The sequence below is a fragment of the Stenotrophomonas sp. genome, assembly GCF_031995405.1.
Classification (GTDB): Bacteria; Pseudomonadota; Gammaproteobacteria; order Xanthomonadales; family Xanthomonadaceae; genus Stenotrophomonas.
Window position 1 is genome coordinate 1,343 of sequence record NZ_DAMAGC010000033.1, and the last position, 18,987, is coordinate 20,329.

General features: G+C 66.5%; 19 protein-coding genes. All 19 read right to left on the reverse strand.

Annotated features, from left to right (window positions below; translation table 11 throughout):
* Positions 1-60 precede the first annotated feature (60 nt).
* Positions 61-3,048, reverse strand: coding sequence for a hypothetical protein (locus RTO53_RS08095; RefSeq protein ID WP_312237302.1), 2,988 nt, complete (start codon positions 3,046-3,048; stop codon positions 61-63).
* The gene (locus tag RTO53_RS08100) at positions 3,048-4,331 is read right to left on the reverse strand and encodes a hypothetical protein (RefSeq protein ID WP_312237303.1); all 1,284 of its coding nucleotides are present in this window, start codon (positions 4,329-4,331) and stop codon (positions 3,048-3,050) included. Before RTO53_RS08100 ends, RTO53_RS08095 begins: the two co-directional genes overlap by 1 nt.
* A 1-nt stretch (position 4,332) precedes the next feature.
* Entirely contained in the window at positions 4,333-4,998 is a 666-nt protein-coding gene (locus tag RTO53_RS08105) for a hypothetical protein (protein WP_312237304.1), read from the reverse strand.
* Entirely contained in the window at positions 4,995-5,402 is a 408-nt protein-coding gene (locus RTO53_RS08110) for a hypothetical protein (RefSeq protein ID WP_312237305.1), read from the reverse strand. Before RTO53_RS08110 ends, RTO53_RS08105 begins: the two co-directional genes overlap by 4 nt.
* 35 nt (positions 5,403-5,437) lie before the next feature.
* Positions 5,438-6,055, reverse strand: coding sequence for a hypothetical protein (locus tag RTO53_RS08115; RefSeq protein ID WP_312237306.1), 618 nt, complete (start codon positions 6,053-6,055; stop codon positions 5,438-5,440).
* A complete protein-coding gene (locus RTO53_RS08120) occupies positions 6,052-6,561 on the reverse strand; it encodes a hypothetical protein (protein WP_312237307.1) in 510 nt (169 codons plus the stop codon). Before RTO53_RS08120 ends, RTO53_RS08115 begins: the two co-directional genes overlap by 4 nt.
* A 39-nt stretch (positions 6,562-6,600) precedes the next feature.
* Complete coding sequence (locus RTO53_RS08125) at positions 6,601-7,095, reverse strand: hypothetical protein (RefSeq protein WP_312237308.1); 495 nt, start codon at positions 7,093-7,095, stop codon at positions 6,601-6,603.
* Positions 7,095-7,670, reverse strand: a complete 576-nt coding sequence (locus RTO53_RS08130; RefSeq protein WP_312237309.1) for a hypothetical protein — start codon at positions 7,668-7,670, stop codon at positions 7,095-7,097. The genes RTO53_RS08125 and RTO53_RS08130 overlap by 1 nt, the downstream gene beginning before the upstream one ends.
* On the reverse strand, positions 7,667-8,632 hold the full coding sequence (locus RTO53_RS08135) for a hypothetical protein (protein WP_312237310.1): 966 nt from the start codon (positions 8,630-8,632) through the stop codon (positions 7,667-7,669). Before RTO53_RS08135 ends, RTO53_RS08130 begins: the two co-directional genes overlap by 4 nt.
* Complete coding sequence (locus RTO53_RS08140) at positions 8,629-10,626, reverse strand: hypothetical protein (protein ID WP_312237311.1); 1,998 nt, start codon at positions 10,624-10,626, stop codon at positions 8,629-8,631. Before RTO53_RS08140 ends, RTO53_RS08135 begins: the two co-directional genes overlap by 4 nt.
* Positions 10,626-11,381: a hypothetical protein gene (locus RTO53_RS08145; RefSeq protein WP_312237312.1), complete on the reverse strand. Its 756-nt coding sequence runs from the start codon at positions 11,379-11,381 to the stop codon at positions 10,626-10,628. The genes RTO53_RS08140 and RTO53_RS08145 overlap by 1 nt, the downstream gene beginning before the upstream one ends.
* On the reverse strand, positions 11,378-12,115 hold the full coding sequence (locus RTO53_RS08150; protein WP_312237313.1) for a hypothetical protein: 738 nt from the start codon (positions 12,113-12,115) through the stop codon (positions 11,378-11,380). Before RTO53_RS08150 ends, RTO53_RS08145 begins: the two co-directional genes overlap by 4 nt.
* A gap of 71 nt (positions 12,116-12,186) precedes the next feature.
* Positions 12,187-12,702, reverse strand: coding sequence for a hypothetical protein (locus RTO53_RS08155; RefSeq protein ID WP_312237314.1), 516 nt, complete (start codon positions 12,700-12,702; stop codon positions 12,187-12,189).
* A complete protein-coding gene (locus RTO53_RS08160; protein ID WP_312237315.1) occupies positions 12,702-13,022 on the reverse strand; it encodes a hypothetical protein in 321 nt (106 codons plus the stop codon). The genes RTO53_RS08155 and RTO53_RS08160 overlap by 1 nt, the downstream gene beginning before the upstream one ends.
* Before the next feature lie 46 nt (positions 13,023-13,068).
* A complete protein-coding gene (locus RTO53_RS08165) occupies positions 13,069-14,130 on the reverse strand; it encodes a phage major capsid protein (protein WP_312237316.1) in 1,062 nt (353 codons plus the stop codon).
* A gap of 222 nt (positions 14,131-14,352) precedes the next feature.
* A complete protein-coding gene (locus RTO53_RS08170; RefSeq protein WP_312237317.1) occupies positions 14,353-14,571 on the reverse strand; it encodes a hypothetical protein in 219 nt (72 codons plus the stop codon).
* A 170-nt stretch (positions 14,572-14,741) separates the two neighbouring features.
* Positions 14,742-15,827: a hypothetical protein gene (locus RTO53_RS08175; protein WP_312237318.1), complete on the reverse strand. Its 1,086-nt coding sequence runs from the start codon at positions 15,825-15,827 to the stop codon at positions 14,742-14,744.
* A 12-nt stretch (positions 15,828-15,839) separates the two neighbouring features.
* A complete protein-coding gene (locus RTO53_RS08180) occupies positions 15,840-17,885 on the reverse strand; it encodes a hypothetical protein (protein ID WP_312237319.1) in 2,046 nt (681 codons plus the stop codon).
* Positions 17,882-18,987 (reverse strand): terminase family protein (locus RTO53_RS08185; protein ID WP_312237320.1); only part of this gene is annotated, 1,106 nt, incomplete at its 5' end. The genes RTO53_RS08180 and RTO53_RS08185, both read right to left, overlap by 4 nt.

Consider the following 18,987-nt stretch of genomic DNA (forward strand, 5'->3'; position numbering starts at 1 on the left):
ACGTGGCAGGACCGAGTCTATGTTCGAGCTTTGCTCGGCTTTCTCGGCCTGATCGTTGTCTCACTGCCCATTTTGTTGATCGCTTCCCTGATTGAGCTGCTCGGATAGAGCGTTGGCGAGTTCAACCGCATCCTGATCGTCATTTTCTGCGCCGATCCGCTTCAGGACATTGATCTGCGCCGGAATCGCGCCAACAGGTGTCTCGGTGTTTCGCGCCATCCACTTAACGATCCTGGGGTTCGTCACGGCCCGCGCAAGCAGGTTCGCGCCCGCGCCGCCCGCGCCGATCAACCCCGCGGTCCCCAGATTCCCGCTGAAAATGGAACCAAGCAGGCCTCCCCAGTAGGCAAACTGCGCCCCCTGCCGCGCGGTGCCCGAAGGGTTCGCAATGGCCTGGCCACCTTCCTTGATCCGCTCTGCCACCTTGGCAACCTTGTCGAGGTCGCTGCTGAAGCCAGGGCCGTAGCGGTCGAACAGTGCGCGGCGGGCCTCCGGGCTGGCCTTATTCCAGTTGGTCAGGAACGTGGCCGCGCTGAAAGTCTCGCCGGCGGCGTCCTGCGCTCCGGGGTTGGCCAGGCCCATACGGCGTAGCGCGGCTGCGGTGACGGCTTTCTGGCCCTCTTCCGGCAGCGACTGCATGACCGAGCGCAGCGTTGACCCACCGTCCTTCACGCCGCCCATGACGGCCTGATAGATCTTCTCCGGGCCGCCGTTGCGGTCGATCACGCGGTCGATGTCGTCAATTCGCGTCGCGCGCGCGTTGAAGTACCGGTTGGCGCGGTCCAGAGCCCGTTTGGCCTCCGGCGTCGTTGCAGCCGCCTCCATATCCTGGCTCAGCGCCGCATAGACGGCCTTCCACTTGCTGCGCGGCACGTCCGACACCAGCGACGTGTTCTCCAGCTCACCGCCCACCAGCGTGCGCAGCTTGCGCAGCGCCTCGTAGGGCAGCTTCCCATCGACCTGGCTCGTCAGGTAGTCGTTGATCTGCTTCTCGACGTAATCGCTGCCGAAATTCTGCTGGTTGATCGCAGTTTCCGGCGTCAGCCGCTGTTCGATGGCCTGCGGCGACATCACCTGCGCATCGAGGTCGGCGCGCGACATCATCTGCGCCTCAATGTCGGCCTGGCTGGGGAGCCGGGCATCGATGCTCTGCCGTGTGGGAACCTGACGGGCGATTTCCTCGTCGGAAATGACGGGGACCAGCGAGTTACTGGTTTCGGGGAACATGCCCCGCTGCCGGTTCTCGGCGATCGCGGCCTGCTGCTGCGCACGGAGTTGCAGTTCCAGCTCGTCGGCCTCCTGATACAGCTGGGCGCGGCGGCTCTCGATCATGCTGCCCATCCTCTCGCGCAGACGTTCCTGGTCTGCCAGCAGCGACTCGCGCTGCTGCCCGGCCTCTGCCACCAAGCCCTGCCGCTGCTGGTTCGTTTCCTGGGCCAGCTCGGCGCGCCGCAGTGCCGCCTGCTCGGTGAGGTCCGCTCGCATCTGGTCGACCTGGGCGCGCATGCCCGGGCGGGACAGCACGCCTTCGATGCCGCCGGCGTCCTTGGACAGGGCGCTCTCGATGCCTTCGAGGCGCGCGTTCTGGAAGAATCGCGAGACGCTCGGCGCGCCGGGGATCTCTTCGTTCAAGCCTGCCAGCGCCGTGCGGACGTTGTCGATGCCCACGCGCTCATCCTGCGGCAGCAGCTCATCGAGGCGGTTGTAGAGCTGGTTGGCTCGCTCGCGGCTGGTGCGGATAAACCCGCCATCCCCGCGGATGCCCTGCTCGATCGCGCGGCCGGCGCGCTCAGCGCTCGGATTGCGGAAAAGGCCGTCTGCCTGCTGCTGCAGGCCGGCGCCGATGGCCTCGGCTTGGCGCTCTGCGAATCGGTTCATCACGCCGGCACTCGTCGGGCCTGCGCCGAGCAAGGTTTCCGCCCCCTGCCGCGACCACGACCCGGTGCCCTGCCCCACAGACGGCGTGGCACCCAGCACGGCAAAGTCATCGATCGCCTGGGACAGATTCTGCCGGTTTGCCTCACCGCCGCGGATGGCGCCGCGGAGCGTCATTGGGACGCCGGCTGCCAAGGCGGAAGGTGCAAGTCCACCGGCCAGTGCCGCCGCGAGCTGACCGCCCGTACCCGCCCCGGACTCGCGAGCCGCTGAAGATGCGCCGGAACCGGAGATCGTGCTGGCAACCTGCAGCCCAGGCTGGGCGGCGAGGAACTCGCCTGCGCGCTGCCCCAAGCCTGCGGTGATCTGCGGCGCCGGCGCGGCGCGGGCGAGCGTAGGCGCTACAGTCCGTCCCGCGTTGAGCGCACCGCCCGCCCCCATGGTCAGGGCGGTACCGGTCAAGGCCTCGCCGATGTCGCCATAGATGCGGTCACCGGCAGTCTGCGCCTGGGGCAGGCCGAGTGCGTCAGCCAGGCGCGCGGCGTTGTCCCGGAAGCTGGCCACCGGCCGCCCGGTGATCTTGGTCTCCAGCGCGCCGAGGGCGTCGCCACCCAGCGCTCCGATCAAGCTGCCTCCGCCCTGCAGCACCGAGCGCGCGCCAAACATGGCATCGCGCAGCGGTCCGGCCATCCAGCCGTCCGCCTGCCGGCCGCTGGCCGTGCTGTCTACCGTTGAGGTCACCCCGGAGAAGTCCGGGGGCAGCGCGCTTACCGTGCTGAGCGTGGGGATCGACTGGTCCTGGTACTCGGTCCACGGCCCATCCGCGTACATATCCGCCTGCTGGTTGTGCAGGCTCTCGGCGTATGCGGTCGCATTCTCGGGAGTGTCGAAGACGCCGAGGTTCCGTCCAGTGCGCTGGTAGGCGGCGATGGCATCGTCGTCGCTCAGGATCTTGCCATCGTCCGATACGGTCGGGATGAGCACTTCGTTCCCGTCGAAGTTTGCGGAGATGGAGCGAACAGTGGAGATCGATCCGTCCGGATTACGCACCACCGGCCGCTTCGTCAGGTCGATATTCCCGGCCGCACGCTGGCCGCGAGCGAGCGCGGTCGCCGCGCCGGCCGGCGCGTTTGGCCCTTGGGCCTGCTGGTATTCCTCCCAAGGCAATGCCATCAAAGCTTCTCCCAGCTGCTGCGATCCGACGGGTTACCGCCCATGTACCGGTAACCGCCGCGAGTGCTTCCGATGGCCGGGGCCTGCCCGGTGGTGGGCCGTACTTCGGCCGGCCGCGCCTGCCCGGCGGCGTTCTGCTGCTGCCCGGCGCCACGCATCAGCGCTCGATACACGAGGTCTGCATTCACGCCGGAGGGCTTGGTGGAGCTGAAGACTGACCGCTCTGCGGCCTTGAAGTCCGCGTCGGTGACCGGGCCGGTTGGGTTGTTGATGCGAGCCTGCCGGCCAGCCGCGGAGCTGGTGTACGCGTCCAGGTCTGCATTGGCCAAGGCACTCATGCCCGGAAGCCGGCCGAGGACCGGACCGGCAGTGAGGCGTCCACCCTCCTTGATCTGCTTGCGGATGTCCTCCGCGCTCATCTGCCGCACTGCTTCCGGCGTCTTGCCCAGGTAGGCCGCTGCGAAGTCGTAGGCGTCTTCCGCCATCTGCTTGCCGGCGAAGGCCTGCTTCAGCTCGTCGCCGGTCACTTTTCCGCCGCCAGCATCGCCCTTGTCGGCCGGGCCGCCGGGGATTGCCTCGAGGCGTCCATCGCTGGTCCAGCGGTAGCCGCTCGGCGCCTTCATGCCGCTGCGGCCGCCGCCGCCGCCCATCGTGTCCGCGCGATCCAGCGACATAGCCTGCCGGGTGCGCGCAGCAGAGGCGTTCGAGCTGTTGGCGCTGGCGTAGCTGGCTGCAGCACGCGCAGCGTCAGCGGCCATGCCGGCGCGGCCCTGCTCCGTGGTGCTGATGCCGCCGCCGCCCTCCAGCAAACGGTTGTTGATCAGATTCTGGCCCTGCACCGAGGCGAGCTCGACCGGGCCGTTGGCCACGCCCATCAGGTAGGCGTTGCCGCCGCCGAAGTCGCCAGCGAGCGCGCGCTCAACTGCGCCGCCGCGGAACCCCTGCTCCTGGGTCGCGCCCAGATAGCCGCTGAGCTTGGTCGGGTCGTAGCCCGCAGCAAAGGCACTGGACAACAGCCCGGCCTGTGCTTCGGGGATGCCAGCAGCGATCGCCGCCGGCGCGAAGCCGCCGCGCCCCTTGCGCGCGTCCTCGGCTTCCATCGCCTTCTCCCGGCTGAAGCGCGCCGTCTGCACCAGCTGGTCGAGCTGTGCCGCCTTGGCCATGCCGCGGTTGTAGGCGTCTTCGCGCCCTGCACCACTGAACCCGGCCAGCGCCTGGCCGACAGAGGCCCAGCCGCGCGGCGGCTGGTTGTTCGCCTGCAATACGCTCAAGAGGTCTGCCATGTCAGTAGCCCCAACGCTTCTGGGAGTTGTTGAAGATCTGGCTGTTGTTGGCGGCAGTGATGCCGTTTGCCTGGCCCGACAAGCTGGAGGTGGTATCGCCGCCCCCGCCGCCACCTGCAGCGCCTGCGTACGCGCTCGCGACCTGCGCGAAGGCGTCCAGGCCTGCGTTCCGTCGAATGCCCTGCAACCTCAAATTCGACAGGAAGTCGTCGCTCGCAGACCGATTGCCGATCAGGCCAAGCGCCGTGCTGAGTTGCGCGTTCTGCTGCGCCTCGCCCTGCCGCTGGCGCATTGGCGCGTCGATTCGGCTCATCAGGCTGGCAGTGTCGCCGGCATAGTCGCTGATGCCCAGCGCCGCGTCGTTGGCCGACTTGCGGTAGGCGTCGGACACGCCGCCGACCTGCCGCAAACCCGTGGTGGCCGAACCCTGCGCGGCGCGCACCTGGTTCATGTACTGGTCCAGCATCGAAGAGCGCGCGGCGTCACCGTTGTTGGCGGCCCGGTCCGCGACCGTGTCCATCACCTCTTTGTCGGCCTCCTGCTGGCGCTCGGAGCGCTGCTGGATCTGCCGCGCCATCTGGTTGTCTTGGCGCTTCGCGGTCTGTTCGCCGTTGTAATAAGTCGTTCCGGCGCCAATGAGGGCGATGGCAGTTGCGATCCAGGTCATTTCGTTTCCCCTTCAATTTCCAACGCCGCATCGTCCGGCATGATCACGTAGGCCTCGATCTTGGCCAGGTCGGTCTCATCGGTCAGGTGGGTGGTGATCAACACGCTGTCGGCGTGCGCGTAGATGGCCCGCTTCATGCCGGGCAGCGAGTCAATGATGTGCGTCCCATGCAGCTCAACCATTCCGGCCTCGGTGCGCACGGTGACGTGGCCGGTGACGATCAGCGCGTGCCGGTGCCGGTGGCGCTTGCCCACAACCAGCGTCCCGGCCGGCATCAGCAGCTTGCGCAGGTATTGGCCCGGCAGAAACGTGTGTTCCACGACGAACTCGTGCTGCGGCAGCTGGGCGATGGCGTCCTGCAGCCGGCAGATGTCGGCCAGCGAAGGATTGCTGACCGGCGCCATCATCGCGTCCAGCACGGCAACGGGGGTGTTCAGGCTCATCGGCCACCCGCCGCGCCAGCGCCGAACCCAGGCTGGTATGTCAGGCCGTAGGCGCGGTTGCCGCGGCGCTCCTCGGCCATGTTCTTGCTGTTGGTGTAGACGTTGGCCAGGCCGCCGAACACGTCGCCCAGGGCATCGGCCTTCATCGCCCCGCGGCTGCCCTGCAGGTTGGCCTGCATGGCCTGTGCGGCCTGCTGCGCGCCGCTGGTGAGGCCCATGCCGGTACTGGCCTGCGAGATCAGGTTCATGCGCGAGTTGTCGTCGGCCGTGCGCAGGTCAGCCGCAGCCTGCTGGGCGAGCCTGTCGGCGCTCAGGATGCCGGACTGGTAGTTCTCACCCAAGGTGCGGTTGGCATCGATCGACGCCGTGCCGCCGGTGAGCCCGTTGCGCGCCATGGCGAACTTCAGGCTCCGATCGGCCACGCCCTTCTGCTTCTCCAGCTCGTTGGTGTAGAAAGACCGCGACGCCCCGAGGAAGTCGTTGATGTCCGCCTGCCGCGACGCTCCGCCGTAGATGGCGTTGATCTGGTTGACGGCCTGGTTGATGTTGTTCTGGCGCCAGGATTCCTCCTGCGCCGCCTTCGTGGCCGAGCCATTGCTTCCGCCGCCCATCATTCACCCCGCATTCTTGAAAAGTGGGCGATGTCCTCGCCCCTGAGTCCGTAGCCGCGCGAGACACCCTCGGGCCGCATGCCCAGCGAGCGTTCGAACCACTCGATGGCCTTCTCTCTGTTGGTGGTGGCGCTGGTCTGCACGCGGTGCGCCTGCGTCTCCAGCAGCCGATCGATCAGCCAGCGCGTCGCCTTGGTCATCGCGCGCCACTCTTCGGCCCAGCCCTGTTCCGATCCGACCATCCAGGACTGCCAGACGCCCGGGGCTACCGGGTGGAAGCCGCCGGCAGCGGCCGGCATGCCATCCCGACCCACCACCGTGAGCGCGAAGGGCGCCGACTGCGCCCAGGTGTTCACCAGCCAGTGCGCTGCGGTGTCCGGGTCGTAGGCTGGCGTGCCCATCACGGCCAGTAGCTGAGCCTGTTCGGTCTCGCGCATGCACTCGGCCAGCGCAATCAGGTGCACCGGCCGACACGGGATGACATTTGAGGGCAATCGGGCGGTCTGCATGCGCAGATTCTTCACGCTCGGCCATGTCGTTCAACGGAATCACGCCATACCCCGCAGATCCTGCAGGTACAGGCTGAAAGCGTTCCACTGCCAATCCTGAGTGCCGTCGTAGGTCAGCCGGACCGAGTACGAGGGGGCAGAAAGAGGCATCGGGATGACCATTCCAGGCACGGTATCGGCCGGGACGGTGTACGGATCGGTGAAATAGCCGCCATTGCTCTGGTCGTAGCCGAAAGACACAGCCACGTCTCCGAGACCGACGATATCGAAGCCATAAAGGCTTTTCGTTACGCCAGGCTGCCCAAAATCCAGCCACGCCCACTGGATCATGCCTTCAAACAGCTTGATCGAACCGACGCTTACCTCATCCCCGACCTCTTCATCGTTGAAAACGTGGATGTTGTCGCCCGATCGCACATAAAGGCTATCGCCAGCGATGCACCATCCGTCCACCTCGAACGGCAGCACATACTTTGACCACGCCCCTACCTGGTTGGTTTGCGTCATGGTGTAGACGAAGACGGTGGTTTCCATCAGGCACCTCCGAAGGCGAACTGCAGGCGGTTGCCGGTGGTCATGGCGATGCAGGCCAGTCCACCGCAGGGCGGCGTGCTGCTGAGCAGCGTCTCCACCTGGTACCGATCCCGCTGCTGCCGGTAATACAGCGACCCGGCGCGCAGGTAGGCCAGGATGACGTCGGAGCTACCCACCTGCCCGGGGCGCTTGTCGTCCAGCGTGAGCCGCGGGTTGATCATCTCTGCGAACTGGGTGAACACCATGCCCGGCACCGAGCTATCGAACCACCATAGCCAGGCCTCGCCGGCCTGCACGAAGGCGATCACCGGCTGCATGTTCTGGTCGAAGGCCAGCGAGACCTCGGTGATGCCGGGGCGGTTGAAGGCGTTCTGCTCGTCGCCGCCTTCAGGCCCCAGATACACCACATCGCCATCGACGCGCACGCGCCACTGGCGAACCCACAGCCCGAGGGATGCATCATTCAGCGCGATCCCGCCCATCTCGTAGTCGATGAGTGGATCCAGCGTCGAATTCACCTTCTCGATGAACTCGGCCGGCTGCGCAGGATTGGAGAGACCGCCCGACGGGATCATGGCGTGTAGCGCCCCCAGCTCATGCGGATGGTGAAGGTGGCCACGGTCTGCGCGGTCTTCGGCAGCTTGGGCGTCAAGCCCCACGCCCACACACCGAACATCCCCTGCACTGCCGTCGGATCACCGGTGGCGAAGAAACAACCGATCCCTCCCGATACGTTCGCATCGTTCAAGCCGGAGTCGAACCTGAAGGACCGCGCATAGGTCCCAGCCACATAGGCAAGAGCGGTCAGCGCACCAGCCGAGATCCCGTCGACCAACGTCGCGCTCTGCGCGGGGAGATTGGAGGCAACGCTGGGGCTGAGCGAACTGCCGTTGCTGGTCCGCGGCATGACCCCGTAGCCGACGTTGTCCTTCCAGGAGAAGTCGTAGCCGGCTTCGATCAGGGGCCGAGCGATCCAGTTGTAACTAACCGCGGCGATGGTGACTGTGCCGGTGGCATCAGCAAGCGTCGGGTACAGCCGCAGCTCGTAGGTGACGTCCAGCACCTCATCGGACAGCACGGTGATGGTGGTCGGGTTGCCGCCGCCGTCGAGGATGAGCGCGCGGCTGAACAAGGCACCGGTGCCGGCCGGCGACACACCGACCTCTGCTAGGGTGCCCGCAGCGGCGCCTGCGGCAAACCGGGTGGTCTGTCGCCGCCAGGCATAGAAAGCGCCAGAACGGTTCACGCCGTTGGCAGTTGCCTGCGCAGTGCTGCTCACTGCCACAGGAGTTACCAACGCAGTGTCCGTCGCCGATGGCGTGGTGTTGCCGGAACCGACACGGCAGAAGCCGTAGACCAGCGTGGCGCCGGTGGTACCGAGGAAGTCGAGGCCGGCATTGGTAATCAGGTTCGGGAACCAGTCGGCGGCGATTCGACGGCTGCCGGGAACCTCAACCCCATCCTCATCGACGCGCAGTGCCTCGATTTTGAACCAGCCCGCGTAGCCCGAATGGGCCGTCAGAGTGTTGTCGCTCATGTCAGGGTGCCTCCTACGACACTTGAAGACAGCCCGATTGCTTCGGGCGCCATGGTGGTGGTGATCAGGGTTTGTTTCAGGGTTCCGGCTTCAACGGCAGAAGAAAGCTGCACCGCCTCCGGGTTCATGCTGTAGGCCCGCAGGGCGTTGCGGAGCGTGCCGGCTTCGACGCCGCTGGAGAGCGCGATGCTCTCGGTCGTGGACACCGTCTGCAGCAGGCTGCGCAGCGTCCCCGCCTCCACCGCAGACGCCAGCGAAACCGCCTCGGGCGGCAATTCATAGCCGTGGAAGATGTTGCGGAGCGTGCCGGAGATCACGTCCGAGACGAGCGACACGGATTCGGCCGGCATTTCGACGGGATACAACCGGGTCGTCAGTAACTTGAAGAATCCGGTGCTCCCGGTGCGCGTTTCGGTCTTTTCGACCACGTCGCCCTGCCGATCGGTGACTCGCACGGTCCAGAAGGCGTCGCCACCGCTGGCAATCTCGCCCGTGACCCGGCCGCTGATGTTCATGGCCAGGCCCGCCGGCAGCGCCCCGTCCACGATCTGTGCCTTGTACGGCGGCATGCCCCCGGCGATCAGGTAGGTGTAGTCGACCTGATCGCCACAGCCCGCCTGCGGCAGCTCCCCGAAGACACTCAGCACCGGTGGCGGGTAGTTGGGGAAGGCGATCAGATATTGCCCACGGCTGGGCTGATAGGTGCTGCGCATCACCTTCCCGTAGCTCTTCACGACCTTCTGCGCTACGTCGAACAGGGGGTCAATTGGCACGCCAACGTCGCCCGCCTGGTAGTTGGTCGAGCTTGCCGCGACGCCAAGAGACCTGATCCCCTGCGGAGACGCGAAGAGCAGGTCATTTGCAACGGGAGCCAGGGTGTGATGCTCCGTGCTGCCGAGCGGCAGCGCATCGACCAGCGCCATGCTGGCCGGGTCCTCATCCACCTGCCAGAGCTGGAAGCCTTCGGCGTTGAAGACCACGATGTAGCCGCGGTAGAGGCCCATGGCAGCCACCGGGTTGGCGCCGTAGTTCTGCAAGCCCGTCGGCAGATAGCCAGCGTCGTCGGCGGTGGTCCAGTCCAGCGGGTTGACGGTGGCGCTGTAGCGCACGATGTCGTCGTCCCCGGCGAATACCTTGCTGGCCGCGATGACAACGATCTTCGAGTCGGGGCAGTTGGTGTCCTCGACACGGCGAGAAACCGTCTTCCAGTCGATGGTCCCATCGCGCACGAACCCACCGATGTCGGTCGGCCATACCGGCTCGACCGCGCCGCTGACGTAGATCGGCGACGCTTCCCAGGTCACGCGGGTGGAGGCCACCGCTTCCCAGATCACCTCATTGTCGATGACCTGCTGACCCAAGATCGGAGGCCACGCCGGCTCGTCGCTGTCGGAGAAACCAGACTCCGGCTGCACGGCCTTGTAGACCAGCCCGTCCGGCAGCCCGGCGAACGTACCGGAGACCACCAAGTTGTCGCCGAAGGTGTAATGGCTGTGGTCTGCAACCGAAAAAAGCGCGATCCCCGCGCGCGCGTAGGCAGCACCAGCCGGCCGCGTGGCCGTGACCTTGGACTGGTGCCAGGCACCGCCGCTGCCGTCGCTGACGACGTTGCCGCGCTCGCTGGAGAGAAACAGGTTGTTGGTGTCGTACCAGCGGACCTCAACCCAGCCCCGCGTGGCACCAGCAATCGCGGCGCCCTGCTGGATCATTGCCGACGCGTCGAACGTGCTGCCGGTGCTAGGCACCACCAACTGCGTGCGGTTGAGCGCCAGGCCGTCGGCGACGTTGCCCGGCATCCGGACGCACGGGCCGTTGTTGCTGTAGCCGCCGGTGGTGACGAATTCCGCGCCGCCGGTGAAATCCCAGTTGGTGTTGCCGGCCGAGAAGTCGCCGTTCACGACCTGCGCGGCGGTTGCCGGCGGAGCGGTCACCGGCTGGACGATGTCGCCCGGCTGGTAGAGGGTGCCAGGTTGCCAGGTTGGGACGGCGGCCATCAGCTACTCCCCTTCCCGTAGCGATCCTTCACATCCGGCGGTAGCGTCGGCGTGGTCGTGGTGTTCGACCCGAGAGCGTTCTGGATGTTTGCGTCCTCATAGACCGTCTCGCCAGCGTTGGTCGGCCATGTCGGCTCGGTGGTGCCGGAGCGCGCAGACGCGCCCGTGGTCTCGGTGACGGTGTATTTGAAGCCGTTGTCGATCGTGGGCACCACAACGTCGCCGACGGCGCGCGCGACGTTCGGAGCCCATGGCAGGTACTTGGAGATGTCGCCCTCCAGGCGATAGGCCAGGCCGTTGCCCGTGGTTGGCCTGACCAGCGCGCCGGGGAAATAGGTCTTGTTGGGCTGCCAGACCTCGCCCTTCTCCAGCCAGAAGTGGACGTAGGTCGGATCCGATGCGCCGTCGAACTCGGCCACCACGTACAGGTAGCCCAGAAACGGCATCGAGAAGTGGATTTCCTTGATCGGCGCGCCCGGCACCGTTGGGTGGCGCAGCACCTCGATTTCCACGTCAGGTGAGCCCGATGGCGTGACCTGATTGGCGAAGACGACGAACTTGCCCTGGAAGAAGACCAGCCCCTTCGTGCCCGCGGGCAGAACGTGGGCAATGCGCGTGCCGGGGCGCGATTTGATGGTGCGCGCGGCCGTGACGTAGCCATTGACCAGGTCGTAAACCGAGTCCTGCGACGCACCGCCCTTGGAGCGCAGACGCGTGATACCGGCCTTTACCGCCGAAAGGGATACCTGCTTCACGGCATATCCTCCGGCCAGCCACCAACAGGCACGGGGCGGACAGCGTTGCGCGGGTCGGACGCGCCCGGGAAGTAGCGTCGCGTCTGGTGATCGCCGCGAACCAAGTCGCGGACGTAGGACGACAGCTGCGATGCGTAGTTGCCAGCGTCGGGCTGCCCGTAGTGCGCCTTGGCGTTGGCCAGGGCCAGCAGGAAGACCGCCTCCGAGTCCACCGTCGTGAAGTCGCCGTCGGCCACCAGCGGCATCAGGCCGAACTGACCCTTGATTCGAAGCTGCCACGTTGCGTCCGCAGGGGCTGGCCACAGCTCGATGCACTGGCGGACGTCGTAGTGGCTCGGGATGCCCGGGCCGCGCGAGGTATACATCACCGGATCGATACCGGCGTACAGGGGCCGCCAGTTGCCGTCGCCCTGCGACAGGCCGGCCCAGCTGATCATGCGCGGGTCCAGCTTCTTGGCGCACTCATCCGCGTTGGCGTCGAGGTCGTAGAAGCGCGTTCCGGGCACCAGGTTCCAGGTGTAGAAGCGCTCGCGACGCAACACAGAAAAGCGTCGGAACAGCAGCTCCTGCGCGCTGGTGATGAAGTCGTTGAGCAGGTCGGCCATGCCGGGTGGCGGGTTGTTTGCCTGCGCGGCGAAGCCCAGGCGACGCAGCAGACGCTTACGCATCTCCACCAGCGTGGTCCGGGGATAGTCGTCGTCGCACTCGCAGTTGTAGCTGATGGGATCTGCCATTTTCGTTCCCGATGAAAAGACGGCCGACCAGGTCACCCCGGCCGGCCGCCACCCTCGCCGCCAGCGGGGGATTACTGGTTGGCTGCGCGCGAGGTGCGCTCGGCCTCGATGGCGCTGTGCACGCCCTTGCGATCCTTGCCGCCCGCTTCGTCCTGCTCGAGGGCGTCCAGCTCTTCGTCGGACAGACTGGCCAGGCCGGCAGTGATGTCATCGACCGTGCCGTCCAGCAGGCTCGGCTGATCCGCTGCGGGGGCGGTGCTGACCGTCTTGCTGGCCTTCTTGCCCTCTTCGCCGGCCTTGATGCCCAGGCGCTTTTCCAGGTCACGCAGCTTCGGGAACAGCACCTTGCGAGCGCGGTCACCCTCGGCCGTGGTCTGGTACTTCGAGACCAGGCCGTCGAAGGCCTTCTGCACGTCGAAATCTTCGACCTCGACCTCGCGCGAGCTGTGTTCGAACACCAGGTCCTCGCCGTAGATCTCTTCCAGGATCGACTGCTCGTAGTCCGGCACTTCGACCGGGATCTTCGTGCTCGCATCGCGATCGATCAGCAGCAGCACGAAGGTCAGGGTGGTGAGGGTCTTGGCCATTACTGGACTCCTTCGAGCGTCAGCTCGGTGGCCGCCGCCGGCGCGGTGGTGACGTTGGCCCGGATGTAGTCGGGCAGGTCCGGGATTTCCACCGGGAAGGTGGTCGCGGAGGTGAGGGTCTGCAGCGTCACGAAGGTGCCGGCCACGCCGTTCACGTCCGGGGCGCCCTGCAGTTGCACAACGCCGGTGCCGAGGCCGCCGGCAGGGCCGAACAGCAGGCCCTCACGGCCCTGGCCACCGAGTAGCGGGGTGACGTCCAGCGCCACGACAGCGCCTGCGCTGACGGTGGCCGGGACAACGATCTTCTTGATGTTGGGCATTTCAGGTCTCCCGCCGGCGAGGGGCTGCCCCGCCGGCTGATAGGGGTCAGGCGATCGAGAAGACCGCGTTGCTGTTGCGCTTCTTCGTGGTCAGGCCGTAATCGGCCGTCTGCCCGAAGTAGTGCGTGTAGCGGTCGTACACCCGCGGCGGGGTGCGCTTGACCATCCAGCGGCCCTGCACCGGGCGCAGCGTGATGGCCTTGCTGTTGAGGAAGTAGCCGCGCTTGGTCCACGGGTAGGTGATCGCACCCAGGCGGGCGTCGATCGCCTCGAAGGACGGATCCCACACGACCGGCACGCCCTTGAACGACAGCGCCTTGGTGGACGGGTCCAGCGTGATGCCGCCGGTGGCGTTGGCGCCGATGGTGATCTGGCGCGACATCACCTTCAGGGCGTCAGCCTGGATGGCGTCGTACATCGCCGCACCCACGAAGATGGCATTGGGCATGCCCAACTTGCCGTAGGTGATGGTCTGGCGCCACAGGGTTTCCATGTGGGTGATCAGGTTGCCGGCGGTGGCAGTGCTGATGCCCATGTCGGCGAAGTTGCGCCAGTACGGCGAGGTGGCCGCGTCGATGCCGCCGATCACGCCCACGTTCGGGGTGGTGCTGACCAGCGCGTCCAAGCCGGGAACGGCCTTCGGGTTGGTCGAGCCGTCGAGGTGGACCTCGATGTCCCAGTTTTCCTGGAAGCCATCCTTCAGCGCCGCCCAGTTTTCATCGAGCAGGTTGACGATCTGGATCTTCTCGGCGTCCGACATGACCGCGTTCTTGTCGTCGGTCAGGATGATCCCGTTGTTGGCCAGCTCGGTCTCGTTCAGCGTGAAGCCGTCGTGCGCTTCGTAGTGCTGGAACGGCGCCTTCCGGACGGTGTCCTTCCGGTTGTAGGTGACCTGGTCGTCGCCGGTGTAGTTCTGGTAGTTGGAGTCGTTACCGATCCGCACCTTCTCGTTGAAGATGCCGTTGCCGAAGGTCGATTCCTTCTTGTTGGCGATCAGCCAGGAAGCGAACGGGCGTTCGGTGGAGAACTGGTCGATGGGGTCGTTGGTCGCGTACGACTCCATCTGACGATTGGCACCGGCCAGCATCTGGGCAGTGGTCAAGGACATGGTTGTAGCCTCGAAGGGAAAGAGAGGAGGCCCGTGGGGCCTTTGGTCTTTCCGCGCTCGAGGAGTGCGAACCCTCTTTCAGCACTACCGGTGGCGAACCCGGCTTACGTCACACGCGGTGTCGGCATCTGCCGATGGGGCGACTATGCGCGAGGGGTCGGGACTGTCAACGGACATGAAAAACCCCGCCGGAGCGGGGTCTCATGGGTCCCTGTCGGTCGATCAATCGCGCTGTACGGTGGCGCTTTCCGCCTTGGCCATCGCCTCGGCGATATCGTAGGCGCCCTGCTCGCTGGAAACCTCACACACAACAGTGCTTCCTCCGCAGTGGCCCGGATAACCTTGGCTATGCGTGTACGGGTGGCAGTACCGCGTGACCACGTGACGCACCACAGTGCGGACGCGGAATTCGGGCGGCGGAACGTTGGTCTCGTTGAACATGGGATTCTCCAGACCCCGCAGGGTCACTTGCCACTGGTCGCCGTGGCCGCGTTGGTGAGCGGCCAGAATCCCAGCAGCCCACCCATGTGCAACGGATCAGCCCCACATCCCGTAGTGGACTATCAGGATTGCGTGGATCTGCCGCGCCAGCTTCGACGGCACCGGCCAGCTCATCGGCCCTGCGCCTGTGCTTCCGCCACGCCGAAGGAGAAGGCGTCGGCCGGGTTCTTCGGGGTGGCCGGCACTGCCGGGGCGGCGCTGGCGCGGGCCGGGTTGTTCGGGCGCGCGGCGACCGCTGGTGCTGCAGCAGGGAGCGCAGGCAGGCGCTGATAGGCCTGCTGGATGGCAGCGGCCCACTGCGCCGGCGGCATCGTCGCCTGGATGATCTCCACCGTCGGCGCGAGGTAGGCGAACTTCTGCTGGAACTGCGGATCTGCGGTGCGCAGCTGGTTGCCCAGCTCAGCGACCGCCTGCAGGCCCTGCTGTTCGGCCTGCTCCGACTGGGTGGCGCGATGCTGGTTCTGCTGGTGTTCCTGCTGCAGCACGCCGCGCTGGCGGTGCTGGACCAGCTCGACCGCTGCCGCCCGGTCCAGGTCGCCGGTCTTCACCTTCTCGGCGAGGTCCGGGTGCGCGGCCAGCGGATCGAAGCCCGGCGCTTCCCGGCCCAGCTTCTCGCCCAGGAACTTCAGCTCGGCCTCCATCGTCTCGTAGGCGCGGTTCATGCGTACCGGGTCGCCCGAGTTGATGTCGGTCAGGTACAGCAGCGTGGCGCCGAACTGCTGCGGGTTGGTGCCGGTGGACTGAATGGTCTGCTCCCAGTCGCTCACCTTCTCGGCTCGGCCCCGGAGCGAGTCGGCCTCGCTGGCACGTTCGGACAGCTCTCGGAAGCGCTTCTGCGTGCGCTCGTTGGTGATGCCGAGGTCCTTGATCTCCTCGTCCACGGTCTTGCCCTGAGCCGGCTGGGCAGCGGCGGCGGGGTCCTGGGCTGCAGCAGCAGCGGGATCGGCACCGGCGGCCGGCGCTGCTGCTGTAGCAGGCTCGCCACCCTCGCCTTCCACCACCACGGCCGGATCAACCGGAGCATCAGGCGGGACAACGGTTACGGGCTGGTCAGCTTCCTGCGCGCGAGCTTCCTCCACACCAGCGGCGAAGGCATCCAGCTTGTCGGTGGACGGGGTCTCGACCTGATCGGGTACGGTCTGGTCGGTGTCGGGCGCAGGCGCGGCGGCCTGCTGGGTTTCGGCGTTCGGGTCCATGGTGGTCCTCGTTTAGGCGGCGGGGAGTTGGGGCGGCAGCATTTCGGGCGGCAGCTGCATGCCGGGGTCTTGCATCGCCAGGGCGGCGGGATCGTTCGCCGCAGGCAGCGGCAGGCCATCGGGGCCAGGTGCGCCGGGCATGCCTGGCACGACAGGTGCAGGCGGCGGCGCCTGCGGGATGATCGAGTACGGGTCGATGCCGGTGTCGCCGGTGCGCTTGATGGTTTCCACCACCAGCTGCTCAAGGCTGTCGGCGATGTCCTGCGGGCTTGAGCCGCGCATCTGGCCGATCTGCACCACCGCCTGCTGCAGCTGCGGGAGCAGCACCGACCACTGCTGTTGCTTCATGGCCGTGGCCGGCTTGCCCGACGATCCAGCGCGGATGTCCACCGCCACCAAGGAATCCATCAGGCCCAGCTCTTCGGTGTTGACCCAGAAGGCCTCGGGGCCGGCGATGGCCACCACGTCCTCATGCGTCAGGCCGTTGGGCGACATCGACACCTCAGCGGTGTATGCCGACAGCTCGCTGAGCATCTCGTCCAGGGTGTCGCGAGCGTAGCCGATGCGCGACTCGGTGCCCTGCTGCTGGATGCCAGCCTCGGTGGCGGTCTTGGCCACGGTGATCGTGGACGACAGCGCCTCCTGGATGCCCCAGATCAGCTCCAGCTCGGAGCGGATGGTGGCCGTGTCGTAGAGCGCCGGGTCGATCTGGTTGTACTGGATCGGGAAGAGGACGGTGTTGGGGGAAGCCCCGTTGAGGTTCAGGCCCACCATCTCGCCGATGGCGCCGCCCTTCATCTTGTTGGCCTCATCGACATCCACCGCGCCGTTGTCGAAGCCCAGCTTCGGGATGGCGCGCTTCCGGTGTTCACGGTAGTTGGTGCGGGTGCGGTTGTACTCGTCCAGCAGCGAGCGCGAGCGGTCCACCAGCGACTGCGGATGCCGGCGGCCATCAACCCACAGCGGCGCCCACTGGAAGTACGGGTAGAACCGGGTGGACTTCTGGTCCGGGGTGAACGGCGCACGCAGATAGCGCTTGAGGCCCACGGCCAGCGTCAGCACCTGGCCGGTCTCGCGGTTCCACAGCTCCCAGATGCAGACGTTCGCGCCGCTGCTCTCGTTGGCCGTCCGCGGGCTGCCGCTGCTGGAGTAGGCGTCGGCGTCTACGTCCGAGACGCTACCGGAGCGCTTCTCCGTGTCCGACTGGCGCACGTTGTAGAACAGGGTCGCGCTGTTCAGGCGGTCGGCGACCTCGGGGTACTCGGCCTTGGCCTTGTCCAGCGGGCGGAAGATGCGTTGCGCGTTCCACGGGCTGCCGGTGTAGTCCTTGAGGCACGGGGTGGAGATGGCCACCTGCATGTCCTCGCCGCGCACGAAGTCGATGCACAGCCCGCTGTAGATGACCTGCTCGACGCTCGCTTCCAGGCCGGCCAGCTGCTGCTCGTAGCGCGCGCGCAGCTCGTCGGGGTTCGGGGCGTCGCCCTCTGCCAGCTGGCGCTCGGTTGCCTGCAGCTGGGCGATCTGCCCGCGCACGGTGGTGATCTGCTGCTCGGTGGCCGGGTCGCGCTCGGTCTCTCGGTGCCAGGCAGCCTTCAGCCAGCCGATGCCGATGGTCAGGCCAGAGCGCACCATCTGGTCCGCCGCAGCCTTCAGCTTGCCCTTCTTCCACAGGTTGGCGATCACGATCTCGAGAGTGCGCGACAACATCTTCGCGTCATCGATTCGGCTGGGCCCGGCGCTCTCTGCCGGCTGCACGCTGGTTTCAGGGTTGCGGGCGTAGAGGAAGCCGGTCAGGATGTTCACGTAGGTGCCGGCGATCGGCACAGACACGTCGTACACCTCCGGGTCTACCCGGTCCTCGCAGTAGCGCCGATCCAGTGCGTAGCCCTTGCGCGCGGCCTTGTCGAATTCCCGGGCCTCTTCGATGCGCTTGAGCCAGGCGGTTGCGTCCGCCTCTTCCTCCAGGATCCGGTTGGCCTCGGCCGCCCGTTCCTGCTCGGCCATCGCGTCAGCGTCCAGCGCATCGGCGAAGGCGAATTCATTGGTCTCGGGCGTCACAGGTTGTTTCTCCTACGGGCAGCGACGTCGTTGTCGTCATCGGGCCGGGATTCCAGCCATCTGCGGGTATGGGGCACCAGGGGGGCGCTCCGTTCAACGGATGGGCGGTCGCGAGCGCTGGCCACGGCCGGGAACCTGGTGTGGATGAAGTAGCCCAGGGCGTCAGGGCCATGGTCGAAGCCGGTCGTCTTGTCCGGCATGCCGTTGTCGTCGTAGGCCTGCTTCTCCAGCGCCTCGGTCAGCTTCGGGCAGCCGTATGTGTTCACCAGCAGCCGGCGCTTGCCCTTGGCGTTGCAGAGCATGGCGTTCACGCTGACCACGCGCGCGCGGATGCGGGGGTTGGCCGCCGGCACGCGGACGGTGAAGCCAGCGGCGCGCAGCAGCCCCAGGTCGGAGACGCTGGCGTTGTTCGTGTGCGCGCTGCCGCCGCTGGCATCGGGGTAGACGGTGATGCGCCGGTCGGGGAAACGATCTTTCAGCGCCTGGATCATGGCCGGCGTGTCACGAATCCCGGTCAGCTCCTCCAGTGCCAGCGGCTGGTCGCCGCGGATCACGCACACGATCCCGGTCATGTTCATCACGTTGAAGTCCATGCCAACGTGCAGCGGCTCGTCCTCGGCGACCGTGGCCATCGTGCCGTTGAGCTTTCGGCTGAAGACACCGTAGACCGACCCCGTGGTCAGGTTCACGAACAGCCCCCGGATGTACGCCAGCACCAGCTGCTCCGGGTACGTCTCGAACAGGGATTCGATGTAGTCCTCGGGGAGGAAGGCCTCGTTGTCGTAGGTGCTGGCGTGAACCTTGCCGTATAGCGCGGCCTTCTTCGGGTCGCTCCCGGGGATCTGCTCAAACTGCTCGTAGACGAAGTTGAACCCCTCGGGGGTGGTCGTCACGTCGATACCGTTCTGCAGGCCAGGAGCCTTCACGCGCAGGCGGGCGATGATCTTTCGCCAGGCCTCGTGGGCCTTCTTCTTCTTCAGCGTGTCGATCTCATCGACCAGGGCCTTGCCGACCTTGAAGCCCACGATGCTGGCCGGCTTGTCCATCGAGCGGCAGATGACCGTGGTGCGGTACTGCCTGCCCGCATACAGGTGCACTTCCT

Excerpts from the sequence above, each read along its gene's own strand:
- RTO53_RS08095 (WP_312237302.1), bottom strand. The coding sequence starts at position 3,048 with ATGGCATTGCCTTGGGAGGAATACCAGCAGGCCCAAGGGCCAAACGCG.
- RTO53_RS08100 (WP_312237303.1), bottom strand. The coding sequence starts at position 4,331 with ATGGCAGACCTCTTGAGCGTATTGCAGGCGAACAACCAGCCGCCGCGC.
- RTO53_RS08105 (WP_312237304.1), bottom strand. The coding sequence starts at position 4,998 with ATGACCTGGATCGCAACTGCCATCGCCCTCATTGGCGCCGGAACGACT.
- RTO53_RS08110 (WP_312237305.1), bottom strand. The coding sequence starts at position 5,402 with ATGGCGCCGGTCAGCAATCCTTCGCTGGCCGACATCTGCCGGCTGCAG.
- RTO53_RS08115 (WP_312237306.1), bottom strand. The coding sequence starts at position 6,055 with ATGATGGGCGGCGGAAGCAATGGCTCGGCCACGAAGGCGGCGCAGGAG.
- RTO53_RS08120 (WP_312237307.1), bottom strand. The coding sequence starts at position 6,561 with ATGCAGACCGCCCGATTGCCCTCAAATGTCATCCCGTGTCGGCCGGTG.
- RTO53_RS08125 (WP_312237308.1), bottom strand. The coding sequence starts at position 7,095 with ATGGAAACCACCGTCTTCGTCTACACCATGACGCAAACCAACCAGGTA.
- RTO53_RS08130 (WP_312237309.1), bottom strand. The coding sequence starts at position 7,670 with ATGATCCCGTCGGGCGGTCTCTCCAATCCTGCGCAGCCGGCCGAGTTC.
- RTO53_RS08135 (WP_312237310.1), bottom strand. The coding sequence starts at position 8,632 with ATGAGCGACAACACTCTGACGGCCCATTCGGGCTACGCGGGCTGGTTC.
- RTO53_RS08140 (WP_312237311.1), bottom strand. The coding sequence starts at position 10,626 with ATGGCCGCCGTCCCAACCTGGCAACCTGGCACCCTCTACCAGCCGGGC.
- RTO53_RS08150 (WP_312237313.1), bottom strand. The coding sequence starts at position 12,115 with ATGGCAGATCCCATCAGCTACAACTGCGAGTGCGACGACGACTATCCC.
- RTO53_RS08155 (WP_312237314.1), bottom strand. The coding sequence starts at position 12,702 with ATGGCCAAGACCCTCACCACCCTGACCTTCGTGCTGCTGCTGATCGAT.
- RTO53_RS08160 (WP_312237315.1), bottom strand. The coding sequence starts at position 13,022 with ATGCCCAACATCAAGAAGATCGTTGTCCCGGCCACCGTCAGCGCAGGC.
- RTO53_RS08165 (WP_312237316.1), bottom strand. The coding sequence starts at position 14,130 with ATGTCCTTGACCACTGCCCAGATGCTGGCCGGTGCCAATCGTCAGATG.
- RTO53_RS08170 (WP_312237317.1), bottom strand. The coding sequence starts at position 14,571 with ATGTTCAACGAGACCAACGTTCCGCCGCCCGAATTCCGCGTCCGCACT.
- RTO53_RS08175 (WP_312237318.1), bottom strand. The coding sequence starts at position 15,827 with ATGGACCCGAACGCCGAAACCCAGCAGGCCGCCGCGCCTGCGCCCGAC.